Annotated in this window: 18 protein-coding genes; 10 read left to right on the top strand and 8 right to left on the bottom strand. The window is 65.3% G+C overall.

Features of this window, described 5'->3' with window-relative positions:
* Window positions 1-110 precede the first annotated feature (110 nt).
* The 5 genes from ACYVGS_RS11555 to ACYVGS_RS11535 all read left to right on the top strand — a co-directional run bounded on the left by ACYVGS_RS11555 (window position 111) and on the right by ACYVGS_RS11535 (window position 7,741).
* Window positions 111-2,432, top strand: a complete 2,322-nt coding sequence (locus ACYVGS_RS11555) for a TonB-dependent receptor (RefSeq protein WP_460588835.1) — start codon at window positions 111-113, stop codon at window positions 2,430-2,432.
* A gap of 63 nt (window positions 2,433-2,495) precedes the next feature.
* Window positions 2,496-3,542, top strand: coding sequence for a winged helix-turn-helix transcriptional regulator (locus tag ACYVGS_RS11550; RefSeq protein WP_460588834.1), 1,047 nt, complete (start codon window positions 2,496-2,498; stop codon window positions 3,540-3,542).
* Window positions 3,543-3,599: 57 nt separating this feature from the next.
* On the top strand, window positions 3,600-5,282 hold the full coding sequence (gene paaN / locus ACYVGS_RS11545) for an aldehyde dehydrogenase family protein (RefSeq protein ID WP_460588833.1): 1,683 nt from the start codon (window positions 3,600-3,602) through the stop codon (window positions 5,280-5,282).
* Between the two features lie 151 nt (window positions 5,283-5,433).
* Complete coding sequence (mgtE, locus tag ACYVGS_RS11540) at window positions 5,434-6,789, top strand: magnesium transporter (RefSeq protein WP_460588832.1); 1,356 nt, start codon at window positions 5,434-5,436, stop codon at window positions 6,787-6,789.
* A gap of 61 nt (window positions 6,790-6,850) precedes the next feature.
* Window positions 6,851-7,741: an adenylate/guanylate cyclase domain-containing protein gene (locus tag ACYVGS_RS11535; protein ID WP_460588831.1), complete on the top strand. Its 891-nt coding sequence runs from the start codon at window positions 6,851-6,853 to the stop codon at window positions 7,739-7,741.
* Window positions 7,742-7,779: 38 nt separating this feature from the next.
* Here ACYVGS_RS11535 and ACYVGS_RS11530 read toward each other — a convergent pair whose 3' ends face one another.
* Window positions 7,780-9,270 carry a YifB family Mg chelatase-like AAA ATPase gene (locus ACYVGS_RS11530; RefSeq protein ID WP_460588830.1) on the bottom strand — a complete coding sequence of 497 codons (1,491 nt, stop codon included), beginning with the start codon at window positions 9,268-9,270 and terminating at the stop codon, window positions 7,780-7,782.
* A 52-nt stretch (window positions 9,271-9,322) separates the two neighbouring features.
* Window positions 9,323-9,580, bottom strand: a complete 258-nt coding sequence (locus tag ACYVGS_RS11525) for an accessory factor UbiK family protein (RefSeq protein WP_460588829.1) — start codon at window positions 9,578-9,580, stop codon at window positions 9,323-9,325.
* A gap of 304 nt (window positions 9,581-9,884) precedes the next feature.
* Between ACYVGS_RS11525 and ACYVGS_RS11520 the strand changes: the two genes are divergently transcribed.
* The 5 genes from ACYVGS_RS11520 (at window position 9,885) to ACYVGS_RS11500 (ending at window position 13,730) form a co-directional block, all read left to right on the top strand.
* Window positions 9,885-10,562 (top strand): TorF family putative porin, encoded by a 678-nt coding sequence (locus ACYVGS_RS11520; RefSeq protein WP_460588828.1) that lies wholly within the window; start codon window positions 9,885-9,887, stop codon window positions 10,560-10,562.
* A gap of 57 nt (window positions 10,563-10,619) precedes the next feature.
* The gene (glnK, locus tag ACYVGS_RS11515) at window positions 10,620-10,958 is read left to right on the top strand and encodes a P-II family nitrogen regulator (RefSeq protein ID WP_460588827.1); all 339 of its coding nucleotides are present in this window, start codon (window positions 10,620-10,622) and stop codon (window positions 10,956-10,958) included.
* 32 nt (window positions 10,959-10,990) lie between these two features.
* Window positions 10,991-12,262, top strand: a complete 1,272-nt coding sequence (locus ACYVGS_RS11510) for an ammonium transporter family protein (RefSeq protein ID WP_460588826.1) — start codon at window positions 10,991-10,993, stop codon at window positions 12,260-12,262.
* Window positions 12,263-12,439: 177 nt separating this feature from the next.
* The gene (surE, locus tag ACYVGS_RS11505) at window positions 12,440-13,321 is read left to right on the top strand and encodes a 5'/3'-nucleotidase SurE (RefSeq protein ID WP_460588825.1); all 882 of its coding nucleotides are present in this window, start codon (window positions 12,440-12,442) and stop codon (window positions 13,319-13,321) included.
* A gap of 70 nt (window positions 13,322-13,391) precedes the next feature.
* Window positions 13,392-13,730 carry a P-II family nitrogen regulator gene (locus tag ACYVGS_RS11500; protein WP_460588824.1) on the top strand — a complete coding sequence of 113 codons (339 nt, stop codon included), beginning with the start codon at window positions 13,392-13,394 and terminating at the stop codon, window positions 13,728-13,730.
* Between the two features lie 7 nt (window positions 13,731-13,737).
* Here the strand turns inward: ACYVGS_RS11500 and ACYVGS_RS11495 are convergent, their stop codons facing one another.
* The 6 genes from ACYVGS_RS11495 to lptM are packed head-to-tail and all read right to left on the bottom strand — an operon-like array spanning window position 13,738 to window position 18,335.
* The gene (locus ACYVGS_RS11495) at window positions 13,738-14,445 is read right to left on the bottom strand and encodes an HAD family hydrolase (RefSeq protein WP_460588823.1); all 708 of its coding nucleotides are present in this window, start codon (window positions 14,443-14,445) and stop codon (window positions 13,738-13,740) included.
* Entirely contained in the window at window positions 14,446-15,336 is an 891-nt protein-coding gene (xerC, locus tag ACYVGS_RS11490; RefSeq protein ID WP_460588822.1) for a tyrosine recombinase XerC, read from the bottom strand.
* Between the two features lie 10 nt (window positions 15,337-15,346).
* The gene (locus ACYVGS_RS11485) at window positions 15,347-16,036 is read right to left on the bottom strand and encodes a DUF484 family protein (RefSeq protein ID WP_460588821.1); all 690 of its coding nucleotides are present in this window, start codon (window positions 16,034-16,036) and stop codon (window positions 15,347-15,349) included.
* A 37-nt stretch (window positions 16,037-16,073) separates the two neighbouring features.
* Complete coding sequence (gene dapF / locus ACYVGS_RS11480; protein WP_460588820.1) at window positions 16,074-16,904, bottom strand: diaminopimelate epimerase; 831 nt, start codon at window positions 16,902-16,904, stop codon at window positions 16,074-16,076.
* A 14-nt stretch (window positions 16,905-16,918) separates the two neighbouring features.
* Window positions 16,919-18,169 carry a diaminopimelate decarboxylase family protein gene (gene lysA, locus ACYVGS_RS11475; protein ID WP_460588819.1) on the bottom strand — a complete coding sequence of 417 codons (1,251 nt, stop codon included), beginning with the start codon at window positions 18,167-18,169 and terminating at the stop codon, window positions 16,919-16,921.
* Window positions 18,170-18,173: 4 nt separating this feature from the next.
* The gene (gene lptM, locus ACYVGS_RS11470; protein WP_460588818.1) at window positions 18,174-18,335 is read right to left on the bottom strand and encodes an LPS translocon maturation chaperone LptM; all 162 of its coding nucleotides are present in this window, start codon (window positions 18,333-18,335) and stop codon (window positions 18,174-18,176) included.
* Window positions 18,336-18,415: the final 80 nt, after the last annotated feature.

Raw genomic sequence — 18,415 nt, 5'->3', positions numbered from 1 at the left:
CCCGGGGAGCGCCGAGGCCGGTAAGGTCCCGCTTGTGTTTCCCCGGCTCTGCGATACACTAAGTTCGTTAATGCAAGTCACAATAATTGATAATAACCCGTGAGGTTTCCATGAATCAGCAGACCCTTCGCAGTGCGCTGCGTGCGCTTTCCGTGATGCCGCTGGCGCTGCCCGCGTTGGCCCTGGCACAGCCACAGCTTGAGGAGGTCGTGGTGACGGCCGAGCGCCGCGCCCAGAGCATCCAGGATGTGCCACTGTCGGTGGCTGCACTGGCGGGCAGCGATATCGAGGTGGGCAAGATCAGCGGCCTGAACGATATCGCCTTCCGCACACCGGGCCTGACCTACAACCAGTTCAGTATCGGCGAGCCGCGTATCTATATCCGCGGGATCGGCAACAGCTCCGACTCCGCGGGCAGTGATCCGGCGGTCGGCGTCTTTCTGGATGAGGTGTACATCGGCCGGACGGGCGGGGTTGGCTTCGACCTCTTCGACCTCGAGCGGGTGGAAATTCTGCGCGGCCCCCAGGGCACCCTGTACGGCAAGAACACCAACGGCGGCGCCATCAACATCGTGACTTCGCGTCCCTCGCAGGAATCCGAGGTGCGCCTGCGGGTCTCGGCCGGTACCGATGAACTGCGGCATTTCCAGGCACTGGCCACCGGCGGCCTGAGCGAGCGCATCGCCGGCAAGCTGGTGTACTCCTTTCGCGACCGCGATGGTTACGGACGCAACGTGATAAGCCCCGGGGAGATCAATACCGCCGGGAATTTCTCCAACAGCCCCCTGATTGGCGGCAGCATCGGCGCCGGCAATGCCGGGGAAAAAATGGACGACGCCCGCGCGGTCAGTGCCCGCGGCCAGCTGATGTTCGAGATCACCGAGGATGTCGCTCTGCTGCTGTCCGCCGACTACGCCAAGGACGAGACCAACGGACCCTGCCGGCATATCCAGAACGTCGATTCCGCGATTGCCGGTCTGGCGCCTTTCTGGCGCATTGGCATGTCAGAGCGCTACATGGCGGATGATCGCAATTGCGCCTCCCAGTTCGACACCTCCCAGGAACGTACCGTCGAGGGCCTGATGGCGCGTCTCGAAGTCGACCTCGAGTGGTCGACCCTCACCTCGATTACCGCCTGGCGCGCCAGCGAGTACGACTGGGTGGACGACCTGACCGGTATCCCCCTGAATGACCTGGACGCGCCTTCGCCGGCGGGGGTGCCCTTGCCGCCGGGCTTCTTTACCGCGCCGGGGAACGTGGTCAATGGCGCCGAGGAGGACGCCTCGCAGTTCTCCCAGGAGTTCCGTCTGGCGGGTGACAGCGACCGTTTCAACTGGCTGGCGGGTGCCTTCTTCATGGAGGAGGACGTCGAGCGCGCCGAGGAGTTCTACACCCAGTACAGCACTCCGCTGCAGGGGCTGGGGCTTGCCGCCGTGGGTGACGTGCTGTTTACCCAGGACAACACCACCACCAGTTATGCCCTTTACGGCCAGGTGGACTGGAACCTGACGGAGCAGCTCACCCTGACCTATGGCGTGCGCTGGGCGGAGGATGAAAAGGAAATCACCCAGAACGCTATCGACCTGCTGGGCACCGCGCCCTCCGGTGTACCCTTGATCCTGCCGTCCTTCCCGGCGCCGGTGTCGGCGGAGGATTCCTGGTCGGAGATTACCCACAAGCTGTCCCTGGCCTGGCGTCCCTCGGATGACCTGATGTTCTATGCCACCTACGCCGAGGGCTTCAAGAGTGGCGCCTTCCAGTCCCAGACCAACCTGCCCGGGGTGGCGGGGGAGCCGGTGGACCCGGAGATCGTCGAGAACATCGAACTGGGCATGAAGTCCTCCTGGTGGAACCGTCGCCTGCAGTTCAACCTGTCCTACTACGACATGAGCTATGACGACCTGCAGGTGTTCGAGCTCAACAGCCGCTTCCTGCTGGTGCTGCTGAATGCCCAGGCGGAGTCCCGCGGCGTGGAGGCTTCCATCGATGTGGTTCCCGTTGAGAACTTCACCCTGAGCGCCAGCTACAACTGGAGCGACGCCACCTTCGAGGAGTTCATCAACGCCAACGGGCTGGATCTGTCGGATCGCGACCTGCCTTTCGCCCCGGACGGCGCGCTGACCGCGACCGCCAACTACCGGGTGCCCCTCGACGGTGGATCGGCGCTGGACTTCGGCCTCAGCTACAGCTGGAAGGACGAGTATTACACCGGCCCGCAGAACCGTCCGGTGGAGCGCCAGGGCAGTGTCGAGTTGATCGATGCCAGCGTGAGCTGGACCAGTGCCGACGGCTCGCTGGCGGTGGACGTGTGGGGCAAGAACCTCAACGATGAGCTGCAGGTGACCAACCGCATTGTGGACCCCACCGGGGTCACCTCGGAATACTACATGCCACCGCGCACCGCGGGTGTCACGCTCACCAAGAGCTTCTGAGCCCGGCAGGCCTGAGGGCGGGCCGGTGGAGTCGCCACCGGCTTTCGCCTATCATGCCCGGCGATGAACCCACCGAAAACAGACAGCCCCACCACGGGCAGGCCGCGCAGCAAAAGCCGCGGCCAGCGCCAGTCTCCGCGCAAGCAGGGGGGCGTGCTGCTGGAGCCCCTCACCACCCGGGCCAGCTCGATTACCCGGGCCCTCGACCAGATTGGCGACAAGTGGTGCATCCTCATCATCCAGGAGGTGTTCTGGGGCATCAATTCCTTCAGCGGCATGCTCGAGGCCATGGGGGTGTCCCGTGGCGTGTTGTCCAATCGCCTGAAATGGCTGCAGTCGGTGGGCTGTCTGCGCAAGCGCGCGGATGAGGAGAACCCCGGCCGGCAGGTCTACCATCTCACGCGCAAATCGATCGATCTCTACCACCTCGCACTGATGGCGGTGCAGTGGGAAGAGAAGCACCATCCGCCGCCGGCGGCGGGGCGGGTTCACCTGTTCCATCGCAGCTGTGGCCACCCGGTCAGCCCGCGCCTGCGCTGCAGCAGCTGTCGGCGGGATGTCGATGGCCGCGATGTCGAGTACCACCCCGGCCCGGGGGCGACCCGGGATACCCGCGACAAGAAGGTGCGACGGCGCTCCTCCCTGCCCGCCAGCGACGTACCCAGCGAGCACAGTGTCTATCGCAACCTGATCAACCTGGTGGGTGACCGCTGGACCGCCAATGTGATTGCCCTGGCCTTTCACGGCCTGCATCGCTTTGACGAGTTTCACCGCGAATTGCCGGTGGCCACCAATATCCTGGCCGATCGCATGCGCTTTCTGGTCGAGCACGGCATTTTTGCCACCCAGGCCTATCAGCAGCGTCCGGTGCGCTACGCCTACTCCCTGACCGACAAGGGCTGGGACCTGTTTCCCTACTTCCTGACCCTGCTGCAGTGGGGCGACAAGTGGTGTGACCCGACAGGGGCGGGGCGCCCCATGTGCCTGACTCACACGCTCTGCGGCGAGAACCTGCACGGCGAGGTGGTCTGCGATCACTGCGGCGAGGAGTTGCGCGCTCACCACGTCGATTTCACTATCGGGCCGCCGAAAAAACACAGGCTTGCATAAACAGACTTGCTTGTGTCACTGTTCCGGCTCTGCTTTCAGACTCGCCGGTAAACAGACATGAGCACGCTGTTCGAAAAACACCGCCCTCTGTTGGACAAGGCCCTGGATGCCTGTGCAAAACGCTACGCCTGGAGTGGCTGGCCGGAAAGCCCGAGTACCAAGCTCCACGGCGAGGAAAAACCGGCGGCGGGCAAGGCCCGTTTCGAGGCGCTGCTGGGGAGTGATTTTCCCCTGGAGCAACCCGGCGAGGTGGCGCGCGTCGGGGAAGAGGTCTCGCCCTACACCGGCGAACCACTGGGCGTGCGCTATCCCCGGGTGGATCCCGATCGCCTGTTTCCGGCCATTCACGCGGCGCGCCCTGACTGGGCGGCCGCCAGTCCCGAGACGCGGGTGGGAGTCTGCCTCGAGATTCTGCAGCGCTGCGGCGAGCAGCTGTTCGAGAACGCTCACGCCACCATGCACACATCCGGCCAGTCCTATGTGATGGCCTTTGCCGGCAGCGGCGCCAATGCCCTCGACCGGGGCCTGGAAGCCCTGGCCTATGCCCACAAGGCGATGCAGGATGTGCCGGCCACGGCGCACTGGGAGCGCCAATTCGGACGCGACGGCGTGGCCAGTCTGGACAAGCGCTACCGGCTGGTGCCCCGCGGCGTCGGTGTGGTGATCTGCTGTGCCACTTTCCCCCTGTGGAATACCTATCCGGCCCTGTGCGCCTCCCTGGCGACCGGCAACCCGGTCATTCTCAAGTCGCACCCGGCGGCAACCCTGCCGGTGGCCCTGGTAGCCAGGGTGTGTCGCGAGGTGCTGGCCGAGGCCGGCTTCGACCCCAATCTGGTGACGCTGGCGGCAGATACCCGGGACGAGCCCGCGACTCTGCCACTTGTGCAGCACCCGGATACGGCGATTATCGACTTTACCGGCAGTCCGCGCTTCGGCAACTGGCTTGAGCGCAACTGCCCCGGCAAGCAGGTCTACACCGAAACCGCTGGCTGCAATTCGGTGGTGCTGGAGTCCACCGATGATCTGACGGCGACCGCGCGGGCGATTGCCCATTCCCTCTGCCAGGCTTCGGCGCAGATGTGTACCAGTGTGCAGAACATCCACGTTCCCGCGGCCGGTATCCGCGTAGGTAGTGGCCGGGCGAGCCACGAGCAAGTCGCCAGCGCGATCTGTGAGGCGGTGGACCACTGGCTGGCAGACCCCCGCGCCGCGGCCACCCTCTGTGGCACCCTCTTCGACCCGGCGGTGCAGGCCACCGTTGATCGCTATCGCGATATGGCCGGGGCGCGTATCTTGCGGGATTCGGCACCCTACGAAAACCCGGGCTTCCCCCGCGCGCGCACGGCGACGCCCCTGGTGATCGCCGCCACGGAGAGCGATCGCGACTGGTATCGCCAGGAGGTCTTCGGGCCGGTCGCATTCATCATTGCCAATGAGAGCGCGGAGGCCTGTCTCGGCGATGCCACCGGCAACGCCCGGGACTGTGGCGCGATTACCTCCCACGTCTATTCCACGGAGGCGGACTTCCTGGAGCGGGCCGTGGCGGCCTACCACCAGGCGGGCGCCTCGGTGGCCTGCAACCTGCACGGCATGCCGATCAACTTCGCCGCGGCCTATTCCGACTTCCATGTCACGGGTCTGAACCCGGCGGGCAATGCCTGCCTGGCAGACCTGGCTTTTGTGACCAGTCGTTTCCGCATCGTGCAGAGCAAGTTCATGGGCCTGGCCCCCGGCGCTTGAACAGGGGCGGGCGCCCGCTGACGCTGGCTTTCCGCGCCAGATTTCCCGCCCATCGCTGTTTCCTGCAAGGTGACACGCTTCGCGGAGCCTGGTCGGCACGGCGATCCGGTACAATGCTGTCTGATCCTCATCCAGCCGAGCGGAAGCCCCGATGTCCAGTGAGCCCACAGCGCCTTTCGCCACGCTACAGCAGGCCCTGGAGCGCGGTGACGACCGGGCCCTGAGCGAGGGAGCCGCCGGGCTCAATGCCGCGGACCTGGCCGAGTTCGTGGAGCTCAATCTCGAGGGGGGGCGCGGGCTGCGGGTCTTCCGGGCCCTGCCCGCCGAACGGCGCGGGATCGTCTTCGGCTACCTGGAGCCCGATGTCCAGGCGGAGCTCTCCACCCTCCTGCCCATGCCGGCCCTGGCGGAGCTGGTGACCGCGATGTCCTCCGACGAGCGGGCCGACTTCTTCCTGCTGATGGACTCGGTGCGCCAGCACCAGCTGTCGCAATTGCTGGCACGGCGGGAGCGCGAGGACCTGCTGCGTCTGGCCAGCTATCGCGAGGGCACGGCAGGCGCCCTGATGAGCTCCGAGTACGCCACGGTCGGTGGCGCAATGAGTGCCGGGCAGGCGATCGAGCAGTTGCGGCAGACGGCGCCGGAGACGGAGACCATCTACCAGGTCTACGTGGTGGATGCGGAGCACCGCCTGCAGGGAGCAGTGTCCCTGCGCAACCTGATCACCGCCCTGCCGGGGACGCGGGTCTCCGAGTTGATGGCCAGTGGGCTGGTGCAGGCGGAGGTCGAAACCGAGCAGGAAGAGGTCGCCCGTCTGATTGCCCGCTACGACCTGATCGCCCTGCCGATCGTCGACGCGGAGCAGCGCCTGGTGGGCATCGTCACCTACGACGACGCCATGGATGTGGCGGAAGCGGAAGCCACCGAGGACATGCACAAGGGGGCTACGGTGGAAGGGCTGGACGGCAGTTTTCGCCGGGCCAGCCCCTTCTCGCTCTACCGCTCGCGCATCCAGTGGCTGATCATCCTGGTCTTTGCCAACCTGTTCACCGGGGCGGGCATTGCCCACTACGAGCAGACCATTGCCGACAATCTCGCTCTGTTGTTCTTCCTGCCCCTGCTGGTGGCCAGCGCCGGCAACGCCGGGGCCCAGTCGGCGACACTCATGGTGCGCGCCCTGGCCACCGGGGATGTGCGCACGCGCGACTGGGGCCGGCTGTTGTCCCGGGAGGTGCTGGTCGCCGCCGGCCTGGGCTTGACCATGGCCCTCGCCGTGCTCTCGGTGGGTTTCCTGCGCGCGGGCCCCGGCATCGCGGTGGTGGTGGCACTGACCATGATTGCCGTGGTGATGGTGGGCAGTGTGGTGGGCATGTTGCTGCCCTTCCTGCTGCACCGGTTGCGCTTTGACCCGGCGACGGCCAGTACACCGCTGATTACCACCATCGCCGACGTCAGCGGTGTGGTGATTTATTTCAGCATGGCGACCGCCCTGCTGGGGCTGGAATGAGCCGTGTCGCGGGTGCAGTCGCTGCTGGAGCTGGGCCTGCCGATGGCCTAAGATCCACGGCATGAGCCGAGAATCCCGCACCGTCGTGTTTGCCGATGTCAGTGGCAGTACCCGCCTTTTTGAAGGCCGGGGCGACGAGGCTGCCCGCAAGACCATTCAGCACACCCTGCACTGTTGCGCCAACATTGTCGCCAGCCACGAGGGCGAGGTGGTGAAGACCATCGGCGACGAGGTCCTGGCCACCTTTCCGGAGGTTGAGCAGGCCCTCCGTGCGGCCATCGAGATGCAGCGCTGGGCCAACGAGGACCGGCAGATGTGCGACTGCGATCTCGGCCTGCGCATCGGCTTGCATCACGGTGCAGTGATTGCCGAGGAGAGTGACGTGTTTGGCAGCACGGTGAACACCGCCTCGCGGATGGTTGACCTGGCGGGTCGCGGCCAGATCGTCATGACGCACAGCAGCTCGGGTAGCCTGTCCGCTCCCCTGCAGAAACGCTGCCGGGAACTGGGCGCCGCGCATATTCCCGGTCGCGACGAGACCCTGGATATTGTCAGTGTCGCCTGGGAGCAGGATACCGCCAACCTGACGGCCATGCCCCGCGGCCAGCCGGCAGCCCGGGCAGCGCCCCGTCGCCGCCTGCTGCTCAATAGCCGGGCCGGCCCGGTGGCGCTGCCCGAGCATTCCCCACCCTTCACGCTCGGGCGCGACCCCGCCTGCAGCCTGGTGGTGGACAGCGACTGGGTTTCTCGCCACCACGCCAGGATCGAGTACCGCCACGGCTTCTTCGTGCTGGTGGACCAGTCCACCAACGGAACCTGGCTGACCCTGGATGGCCAGCCGCCGGTTCACCTGCACCGGGGAGAGTTGCCGCTGTTGCGCAACGGTACCCTGACCCTCGGCCAGCAGGATGGCGAGCAGGCCGCAGTGCAATTCCGGCTGGAAGAGGGCTGACTGGCCCGCATCATCGACCGCGGCAATCGCTATGGACCTCAGTTGCGGCGGTAGGCCAGCGCCTCGTTGAGATGGGCGCGCCCGACACAGTTTGCGCCGGCCATGTCCGCCAGGGTTCGGGCCACCCGCAGGCAGCGATGTACTCCCCGCCCCGACAGCTGCAGCCGTTCCGCCGCCTTGGCGAGGTGACTGCGTTCGGCTGACCCCAGGGCACAGACCTGCAGCAGTGCGTCTCCGACCAGCGCCGCGTTCTCGCAGCCCTGCCGTCGCAGCTGCGCGTTACGGCAGCGGATGACCCGGGCCCGGACCTGCGCCGAGCTCTCACCGCGGGCGCTGACTTCCAGCAGGGCCCCCGGTGCCAGCCGGCCCACGGTCACACGCAGATCCATACGGTCCAGCAGGGGGCCGGAGAGCCGCTGTCGGTAGCGCAGGATCTGCTCCGGGGTACAGTGGCAGACCCGCTCCGGGTCGCCGTCATAGCCGCAGGGGCAGGGATTCATGGCCGCCACCAGCTGAAAGCGTGCCGGGTAGGTGATGCGCTGCCGTGCACGGCTGATAGTGACCTGCCCGGATTCCAGGGGCTCGCGGAGCATGTCCAGCACGCTGCGATGAAACTCGGGCAGTTCGTCGAGGAACAGCACACCGCCATGGGCCAGGCTGACTTCTCCCGGCATCGGGCGTCCACCGCCCCCGACCAGGGCCGCGGCACTGGCGCCGTGATGCGGGTGGCGGAAGGGGCGCCGGCGCAGTGGCGCCAGGCTGGTGCTGTCGCTGAGGCTGTGCAGGGCCGCGTTGGTCAGCAGGTCCTCGGCACTAGCGGGGGGCAATATGCCCGGTAGCCGGCTTGCCAGGAGTGTCTTGCCGGTACCCGGTGGGCCGCTGAACAGCAGGTGGTGTCCGCCGCTCGCAGCGACTTCGAGTGCCCGCCGGGCCTGCACCTGGCCAACCACGTCCGCCAGGTCGGGGCCGCTTTCTCCGGTATCTGTCAGCGGTGTCGAAGCCACCGGGGCCAAGGGCTCGCGACCATTCAGGTGGGCACAGGCAGTGAGCAGGTCACAGGCAGCGATGACCTGGCTCCCGGGCACCACCGACGCCAGCGTCGCGGTGCTGGCGGGTGCCAGTAGCCGACGACCCGCGCGGGTGCAGGCCTGGGCGACCGGGATGATGCCGGGGACGGCGCGCAGCTCACCGCCCAGGGACAATTCGCCGACGCATTCGTGCCGGGCGAGGTGCCGCGAGGGCAGCTGGCCGGAGGCGGCCAGGATGCCGAGGGCGATGGGCAGGTCAAAACGCCCTCCCTCCTTGGGGAGGTCGGCCGGGGCGAGGTTGACGGTAATGCGCCCGTCGGGGAACTGGAAGTGCGCGTTAAGCAGTGCGCTGCGGACTCTGTCCCGGCTTTCGCGTACCGCTGTGGCCGGCAGCCCGACAATGTTGAGCGCCGGTAACCCGCCCGACAGGTGGGTTTCCACCTGTACCGCGGGGGCTTCCACGCCTACCGTGGCGCGACTGTAGATGACCGAAAGCGGCATGGCTCATCCTTGAGCGTGATCTGCGCCGCCCGCCCTGGAGGCGGCTGGCGGTTCAGTCCCCGGTCTGTGCCTCAACCTGGCGCGTCAGGGCCTCCAGTTCGGCTTCCAGTTCCGCGACACGGGCGCGAGTGCGCGCGAGGACGGCTACCTGCGCATCAAACTCCTCGCGGTTGACCAGCTCCAGTCGGGCCAGGGCGGCCTGAGCCAGCGACCGCGTGCTCTTGCCGACTTCGTCCCGCAGACCGGTGTTGCCCAACAGTGCGTTGAATTGCTGCAACACGTCATCGATCGGGGGTGGCTTGAGTGCCATGTCAGGAACTCCTGGTGGTTTATTGACGCTTCCAGTGTAGAGGATCTGCACCGTTCTGGCACCGATCATCTGTTCGCACTATTTCGGTGCGCGGCACACTGATGGTGCATCGGGAGCGCTCGAAAACCGCGCTCAAAATGCGCGCTCTTCGCTTTTTTGATGATTAACTTCCTGAAAATAAAAAGAAAATAACTTGTTGGCACAAGCACTGCAAAACCTCTGGTGCGACAGAGACCCGTGAGGACGCTGTGACAGGACATCAGTATCTGCCAGCCAATCACATCCAACCATGGAGAGATGAAACATGTTCAACAAGAAACTGCTTACTGCTTCCCTGGCCTCAGTCCTGTTGGCGGGCGCCGCCGGCACCCAGGCCGAAGTGAGTGCCAATGTGACCCTGGCCACCGACTATGTGTTCCGCGGTATTTCGCAGAGCGACGAAAAAGGCGCTATCCAGGGTGGCTTCGACTGGGCCGGTGACACTGGTCTGTACGCCGGTATCTGGGCCTCCAACGTCAACTTCGGCGGCGAAGCCTCCACCGAGATGGACTACTACGGTGGCTACGCCGGCGAGACCGCCAGCGGCATCGGCTACGACGTCGGCTTCATTTACTACGACTACGAAGGGGAGTCCGAACTCGACTACGTCGAGCTGGCATTCAGCCTGGGCTACGCCGGCTTCAGTGCCGGGGTCAACTACTCCGACGAGTTCGGTGAGGACGGTCCGGAGTACATCTACTACTCCGCCGGTTATGACATGGACCTGGCCGAAGGCTTCACCCTGGGCCTGAACGTCGGTTACACCGATACCGATATCGATGACTACTGGGAAGAGGGTGCCGACACCTACATGGATTACGGCGTAACCCTGGGCTACAGCACTGCCGGCGTCGATTTCGCCCTGGCACTGATCGGGACCGATCTGGATGACGTGGAGGCCGCGGACGATCGCGTTGTGTTCTCCATTTCCAAGAGCCTGTAATCCCGGCGAACCAAGACGGCGCCCTGCGGGGCGCCCTGAAAACACCAGGAGAAACGCATGAAACTGATTACGGCTATCGTCAAGCCATTCAAACTGGACGATGTGCGCGAGTCGCTCTCTGAGATCGGTGTGCAGGGCATCACCGTGACGGAGGTCAAGGGCTTCGGGCGGCAGAAAGGCCACACCGAACTCTACCGCGGTGCCGAGTATGTCGTCGACTTCCTGCCCAAGGTGAAGATCGAGGTGGCAGTTGCCGACGGCGACGTCGACAAGACCATCGAGGCGATCACCAAGGCGGCCAATACCGGCAAGATTGGCGACGGCAAGGTCTTCGTGTCGCCGCTGGAACAAGTGATTCGTATCCGCACCGGTGAAACCGGCGAGCAGGCGATCTGAAGCCACGCAACCAGCAGACGAGAGTGATTGCTATGGAAAACAACATTTTTGAACTGCAGTACGCCATGGACACCTTTTATTTCCTGGTGTGTGGCGCACTGGTAATGTGGATGGCGGCGGGCTTTGCCATGCTCGAGGCAGGCCTCGTGCGAGCGAAGAACACCACCGAAATCCTCACCAAGAACGTGGCCCTGTTCGCAGTGGCCTCAACCATGTACCTGATTTGCGGCTACCATTTCATGTACGACGGCGGGTTCTTCCTGTCCGGCGTGACGACGGTGGCGCAGATGGATGACGCGGCTATCACCGCTGTACTGGATGCCTCGAAGGAAGCCGGCTTTGCCGACATGGGCGAGTACTCCGGTGCCTCCGACTTCTTCTTCCAGGTGGTCTTCGTGGCGACGGCAATGTCGATCGTCTCGGGTGCCGTGGCAGAGCGCATGAAGCTCTGGGCCTTCCTCGCCTTCGCTGTGGTCATGACCGGCTTCATCTACCCGATCGAGGGTGGCTGGACCTGGGGTGGCAAGGCTGTGCCTTTCATCGGTGAGCTGAGCTACAGCGACTACGCCGGTTCCGGCATCGTGCACCTGGCCGGTGCAGCTGCAGCCCTGGCAGGTGTTCTGCTGCTGGGTCCGCGTAAAGGCAAGTACGCCGCCGATGGTTCGGTTCGCGCCATCCCCGGTGCCAACATGCCGCTGGCGACCCTGGGTACCTTCATCCTCTGGATGGGCTGGTTCGGCTTCAACGGTGGCTCGACCCTCAAGCTGGGCGGTATCGGGGTTGCCAACGAGGTTGCCAACGTGTTCCTGAACACCAACGCGGCTGCTGCCGGTGGCTTGATCGCCGCTCTGCTCCTGGCCCGCCTGATGTTTGGCAAGGCTGACCTGACCATGGCTCTGAACGGTGCCCTGGCCGGTCTGGTAGCAATCACCGCGGAACCCGCCGACCCCTCGCCCCTGCTGGCGACTATCATCGGCGGTATCGGTGGCATCATCGTGGTCCTGAGCATCGTGGCCATGGACAAGCTGAAAATCGACGACCCGGTGGGTGCCATCTCCGTCCACGGTGTGGTCGGCATCTGGGGCATCTTCGCGGTACTGCTCTCCGACGCTGACGCCACCTTCATGGGTCAGCTGGTAGGCATGCTGGTGATCTTTGTCTGGGTCTTCGTTGCCAGCCTGATTGTCTGGGGCATCCTCAAGGCGATCATGGGCATCCGTGTCAGCGAAGAGGAAGAGTACGAAGGTGTCGACCTCTCCGAGTGTGGCATGGAAGCGTACCCGGAGTTCGTCTCCCAGAAATGAGTATGCGGGCGCATTGATGCAATGCGTGCTTTGGGGGCCTTCGGGCCCCCTTTTTTATGCACTGGGAATAATCGGTATACTCTGCTCTCCTACCCCGGAGAGGCCCGAATGCAGGATCGCAATGTCCGCGTGGGTAACTGTAGGGAATATTGATAATAACGCTGCCAAGGAAAAGCCATGCGCAGAATGCTGATTTCACTGTTTTTTACCCTGCTGGCGACGCCGGCGTTGGCGCTGAATATCCTGCTGGTCAACGACGACGGCTGGGATGCGCCGGGCATCCAGTCGGCCTTTCGGGTGCTCAGTGAGAGTGGCCACCAGGTTACCCTGGTGGCGCCCCTGAAAAACCAGAGTGGCCGCGGCGGCGCCATGAATACCCGCGTGGGCAGTTACGTGGCGGTCAATCGCGAGGGTGAGCGCATGTGGTCGGTGGACGGAACCCCCACCGATGCCGTGCGCGCGGGCCTGCAGGTGATACTCGGCGAGAATCCGCCGGATGTGGTGGTTAGCGGCAGCAACTTCGGACAGAACCTGGGGCGCGCTGGCGCGCACCACTCGGGTACCGTGAATGCCGCCCTGCAGGCGGCCTTTCTCGGGGTGCCGGCGATTGCCATCAGTGTCGGCGTGCAGTTCCAGGAGCACGACAAAAAGCCCCATCCCTTCCCCTCCACGCTGGCGACATTCGACCCCGCTGCGGGACTGGTGAGTGCGATTCTCGAAGGGCTCGAGGCGAGCGGCCAGCCGGCGCTGCTGCCTCCCGGCGTGGCGCTCAACATCAACGTGCCCGCCGGTTGGGTGGTAGAGCGAGGGATTCGCCTCGCACCGCTGTCGGCGGCTGCCAGCGTGGACATGCACTGGGAAGTTGGCGACCGGCCCTTCGGAGAAGACGGAGGCGAGTTGCGGATCGGCTTTGGCAAGGCCGGGACGCCCGTGCCCGGGGACGACGTCAGCCTGTTCCAGGCGGGCTTCGTCACGGTGACCCCGATCAATGGCAGCGCGGATACCTGGCAGCCGATCCCCGGCCTGGCGGAGGCCCTGGATTATTCCCCGCACCCGTAGGGTCGGGCACTGTCGCAGTGCAGGCTTGCCTGTATAATGCCCTTTTGCCTGTCAGTGGGGAGCTCCTGCCATGAAACTGGTTACCGCGATTATCAAGCCATTCAAGATGGACGACGTGCGCGCCGCGCTGTCGGACATCGGTGTCCAGGGGATCACGGTCACCGAGGTCAAGGGCTTTGGTCGCCAGCGCGGGCACACCGAGCTCTACCGGGGCGCCGAGTACGTGGTGGATTTCCTGCCCAAACTGAAGCTGGAAATCGCGGTGGGTGACGAGCAGGTGGATGCGACGATTCAGGCGATCATCGAATCGGCCAATACCGGCAAGATCGGCGACGGCAAGATCTTTGTGACCGCGATGGAGCAGGTGATCCGCATCCGCACCGGCGAGACCGGCGAACAGGCCATCTAAGCGGGTCTCAGGCGCTCCTGTCCAGGCCTTTCAGCGCCTCGGGCAGTTCCCTGAGATTGCGGATTTCCGCATCCGCGGGCGGTCCCCCCGGCCAGGCCTGCTGGCGCAGGTTGACCCACACGGTGCGCATGCCCAGGGCCCGGGCGCCCGCCACATCGTGTTCGGCACTGTCGCCGACGTGGGCAATTGCTTCCGGTGCCACCCCGGTGGCCTGCAGCGCGGCCTGGAACATGTCGGGTGCCGGTTTGCTGGCGCCGACCTCTTCGGCCAGGAAGGCGAAATCGAAGTACTCGCCGGCGTCGGTCTTGTAGATGTCGGCATTGCCGTTGGTCAGGGCGCCCAGCCGGTAACGACCGGCGAGCTGTTGCAAAACCTCCAGAGCCTCCTCGTAGAGCTGTACCTTGTGACGCTCGATCAGGAAGGCTGAAAACGCCTCCCGTGCACCTGTCAACGCCGCCTCTTCATCATAACCGGCTTCCCGCTGCAGCGCTTCGAGCATGCGAATGCGCATCTGGCTGATGTGATGCGCCAGCTCCGGATGCTGCTTCCAGATGCGCTTCTTGAATTCCCACAGGCTCTTGTGGTCGTGGTGGTCGATACTGCCCGGACGGTGCTCCAGCAACCAGTCGCGCTGTGCCTGCTCCGCGCGCAACAGGGCGGGCTCCACATCCCACAAGGTATTATCGAGGTCAAAGGTGACAACGCTGATCGGCATTCAGGAGCCCTTGTTGCGGCGGCGTGCACGCGGGTGTGCGGCATCGTAGACCCGCGCCAGGTGCTGGAAGTCGAGGTGGGTGTAGATCTGCGTGGTGGAAATGTTGCTGTGTCCCAGCAATTCCTGCACGGCCCGCAGATCCCCGCTGGATTCCAGCAGGTGGCTGGCAAAGGAGTGGCGCAGCATGTGCGGGTGCACGTTCTGGTGCAGGCCGGCCTCGCGGCTCATCCGGCGCAGGCGCTCCTGGACATTGCGTACACTGATGCGGCGTCCGCGCTGGCTGGTGAATAGGGCCTTTTCGGCGACTTCCGGGCGCACCGCGAGCCAGGCGTCCAGTGCCTTTAGAGCGGCGGCGCCCACCGGCACGCTGCGGGTCTTTCTGCCCTTGCCGGTCACCGTGATCAGTCCGCTGTGGCGGTCGATATCATCCATGTCTACCGCAACCAGCTCTGCCAGGCGCAGGCCCGAGGAATAGAAAAGCTCCGCCATGGCAAGGTCGCGCAGGGCCGTCGGGCTGTCGTCGCCGGGGTGATCCAGCAACTGCCCAACCTGGTCGGCATCCAGTGCCTTGGGCAGGCGTCGCGGCTTGCGTGGTGCCTGTACCGAGGCGGCGGGATTGCGCGCCGGGTCCAGGTAAGCGAAGAAGGAACGTACTGCGGAGAGCTTGCGCTGAAGGCTGCTGCTGGCCAGGCCCCCGCGGTGAAGTTGTCCCAGCCAGGTCCTGAGGTCGGCTTCGTGCAATTGCCCCGCATGCTGGTACTGATGTTGTTCACACCAGGCAAGCAGACTGTCCAGGTCCCGGCGATAGGCCGCCAGCGTGTGGGGTGAGCAGGCGCGCACGTCCCGCAACCAGGTGATGAAGGCGTCTACCTGTTGTTGCAGGAGGGGCATCGCGATGGCCTCAGTCGAGCCGTGTCAGCCGCGGCAGGAGCCGCTCGATGACATCGGCAATGTGCTGGAGAAACTGCGTTCCCATACCACTGTGATAGCGATTGGCGTCGGAGCTGCCGACAGCGATGACACCCTGGTCGCCCAGGGGCGCCACGGCGGCTGAGCCGACGGTGCCGGCCTTGGGGAAGAGGAAGCGCAGCTCCTCCCGGCGCAGGGCGCCACAGGGCGGGGTGCGGCTGCGCAAGAGTCCGCCGATCTCGATACGGGCGCGCTCCGGGGTTTCCAGACGAACACCATCTTCGCCGCGCCCCTCGCCGAACAGGATGAGGCTGGCGTGTTCAACGTCGAAGTCCTCCTGCATGCTGCGCTGGAAGGCGGTGCTCATGGCGGCCAGGTTGTCGGCTTCCAGCAGGGCCAGCACCAGGTGCCGGGTCTGCTCATAGAGGCGATCGTTGTGCCGCGCATTGTCGGTGAGAGCGGTCAGCCGCTGGCGCATGTCGACGTTGCGATCGCGCAGGACGCTGACCTGCTTCTCCACCAGGGAGACGGCGCTCCCGCTGGCGTGGGTGACATGCAGGTCATCCAGTAGTTCGGGGTAGCGTTCCAGGAAGTCGCGGTGACGTTTGAGGTAATCGCGCACCTGCTCGGCGCTGATGTTGTCGTCGTCTGCTGCGGCCAGGGGTTCATTATTGGCTGACATGCCCTTGTTCTCTCCTGTTAGCTGATGCCGGTCGTTCCTAGAGGCGGATGCTACCCTCAAAAACCACGGCGGTTGGGCCGGTCATGAGAACCGGATGCCCCGGGCCCGCCCATTCAATCTCCAGCTTACCCCCGGGCAGTTGTACTGTCACCGGTGATTGCAGCCAGCCGCGCTGCAGGCCGTAGACAGCCGCCGCGCAGGCCCCGGTGCCGCAGGCGAGGGTTTCGCCGGCGCCGCGTTCGTAGACCCTCAACTGGATGGCGTGAGCGTCCAGCACCTGCATGAAGCCGACGTTGACCCGCTGGGGGAAGTCGGGGTGGCGCTCCAGGGTCGGGCCCAGCGTCTCCACACCGGCCTTGTTCACATCGTCGACCCGCAGGACGGCGTGGGGATTGCCCATGGAGAGGGCTCCAATTTCCAGCTCCCTGCCGTCTACCGTCAGTGGGTAGCTGTCGGCCCTGGCGGCGGCGCGGAAGGGGATTCTGTCGGGCTCGAATTCGGGGGCGCCCATGTCCACCTGGACCTGCTGGCGGTCGCGAACACGCAGCTCGATCACCCCCGCAGCGGTACTGACGGTGATCACCGACTTGGCCGTCAGTTGCTTCTCCCGCACGAAGCGGGCGAAACAGCGGGCACCATTGCCACACTGCTCCACTTCGCCGCCGTCGGCGTTGAAAATCCGGTAGCGGAAGTCCACGTCGGGCCGGTCCGGCGGCTCAACCAGCAGTACCTGGTCGCAACCGACACCGAAATGCCGGTCGGCCAGGGCGCGGATATCCCGGGAGCGCAATTTGGCGCGCTGGGTGACCAGGTCGATCACCACGAAGTCGTTGCCAGCGCCGTGCATCTTGGTGAATTTCAGTTGCATGGGGGCTCCGCGTCTCAGTCTGGCAGGCGGTGTTCACCGCGCCACAGATCGGCAATCGTCTCCCGCTCCCGCACCAGGTGCAACTGGTCGCCATCGACCATGACTTCCGCGGCGCGGGGGCGACTGTTGTAGTTCGAGCTCATGGTAAAGCCATAGGCGCCGGCGCCAAAGACCGCCAGTAGGTCACCGGCCTCGAGGGACAGGTCGCGCTGCTTGCCGAGGAAGTCGCCGGTCTCGCACACCGGCCCGACCACGTCCCAGGGGGCGCGTTCCCCGCGCTGCTTGTCGTCGACTTTGCGGATGTCCATCCAGGCCTGGTAGAGGGAGGGGCGGATCAAATCGTTCATGCCCGCATCCACCAGCGCAAAGTGGTGGTCCGGGGTTTGTTTCAGGTACTCGACCCGCGTGAGCAGGATGCCGGCATTGGCGGCGATGGAGCGCCCGGGCTCGAAGAACAGCGGCAGGCGCCGCTCGCCCAGCTCGGCCTTGACCGCGGCGATGTAATCGGCAACCGCGGGCGGGCTCTCATCGCGGTAGCGCACGCCCAGGCCACCCCCGAGATCGAGGTGTTCGATGGCGATGCCCTCGGCGGCCAGTTGATCCACCAGGCCCAGCAGGCGCCGGAGGGCGTCGATGAAGGGCGCGATCTCGGTCAGCTGGGAACCGATGTGACAGTCCAGCCCGCGAATGGCCAGGTTGGGCAGGTCCCGGGCGCGTCGGTAGGTCGCCAGGGCTTCGTCCATGGACAGGCCGAACTTGTTTTCCCGCAGCCCGGTGGAAATGTAGGGGTGGGTGCGGGCATCCACATCCGGGTTCACACGGAGGGAAACCGGCGCCACGCAGCCCTGCTCACCGGCCACGCGGTTGAGCACGTCCAGTTCGGCGGGGGACTCGACGTTGAAGCAGCGAATGCCCAGCTCCAGGGCGCGGGCCATTTCCCCCGGGGTCTTGGCGACACCGGAAAACACGGTTTTCGCCGGATCGCCCCCCGCGGCCACTACGCGCTCCAGTTCGCCCACCGAAACGATGTCAAAGCCCGCCCCCAGCCTGGCCAGCAGGTTCAACACCGCCAGGTTGGAGTTGGCCTTGACCGCGTAGCAGATCAGGTGAGGCCAGTCCCCCAGCGCGGCCTGCCAGGCCTTGAAGGCCTGTTCCAGCGCTGCGCGGGAGTAAACGTAGCAGGGGGTGCCGAATTGCCGTGCGAGGGCCTGTGCCGGCACGCCTTCGGCATGCAGCTCCCCATCCCGGTAGGTAAATACGTCCACGCCGCTACTCCCCGCTGCTGTCACGGGTTTCGCCGCTTTCGACCTGCGGGGCTACCGCCGGTGGCGGCGGGGGTGCTTCCCTGGGTGCGGGGGGCATTTGCAGCGGGCCAGTCTGGCCGCAGCCGGTCAGTGCCGAGAGCAGGAACAGGGCGGTTAGGGTACGCATGTCAGGGCCTTACGAGCAAAGCGCCCAGTATACCTGAATCGTGCTGCCTTATCGGAAGAGAAGGCGGGAGAGGGGGTGCC

It is taken from the genome of Haliea atlantica, assembly GCF_054779855.1.
Note: the sequence above shows the minus strand (reverse complement) of the source record. Positions and strands in the feature narration are given on the sequence as shown.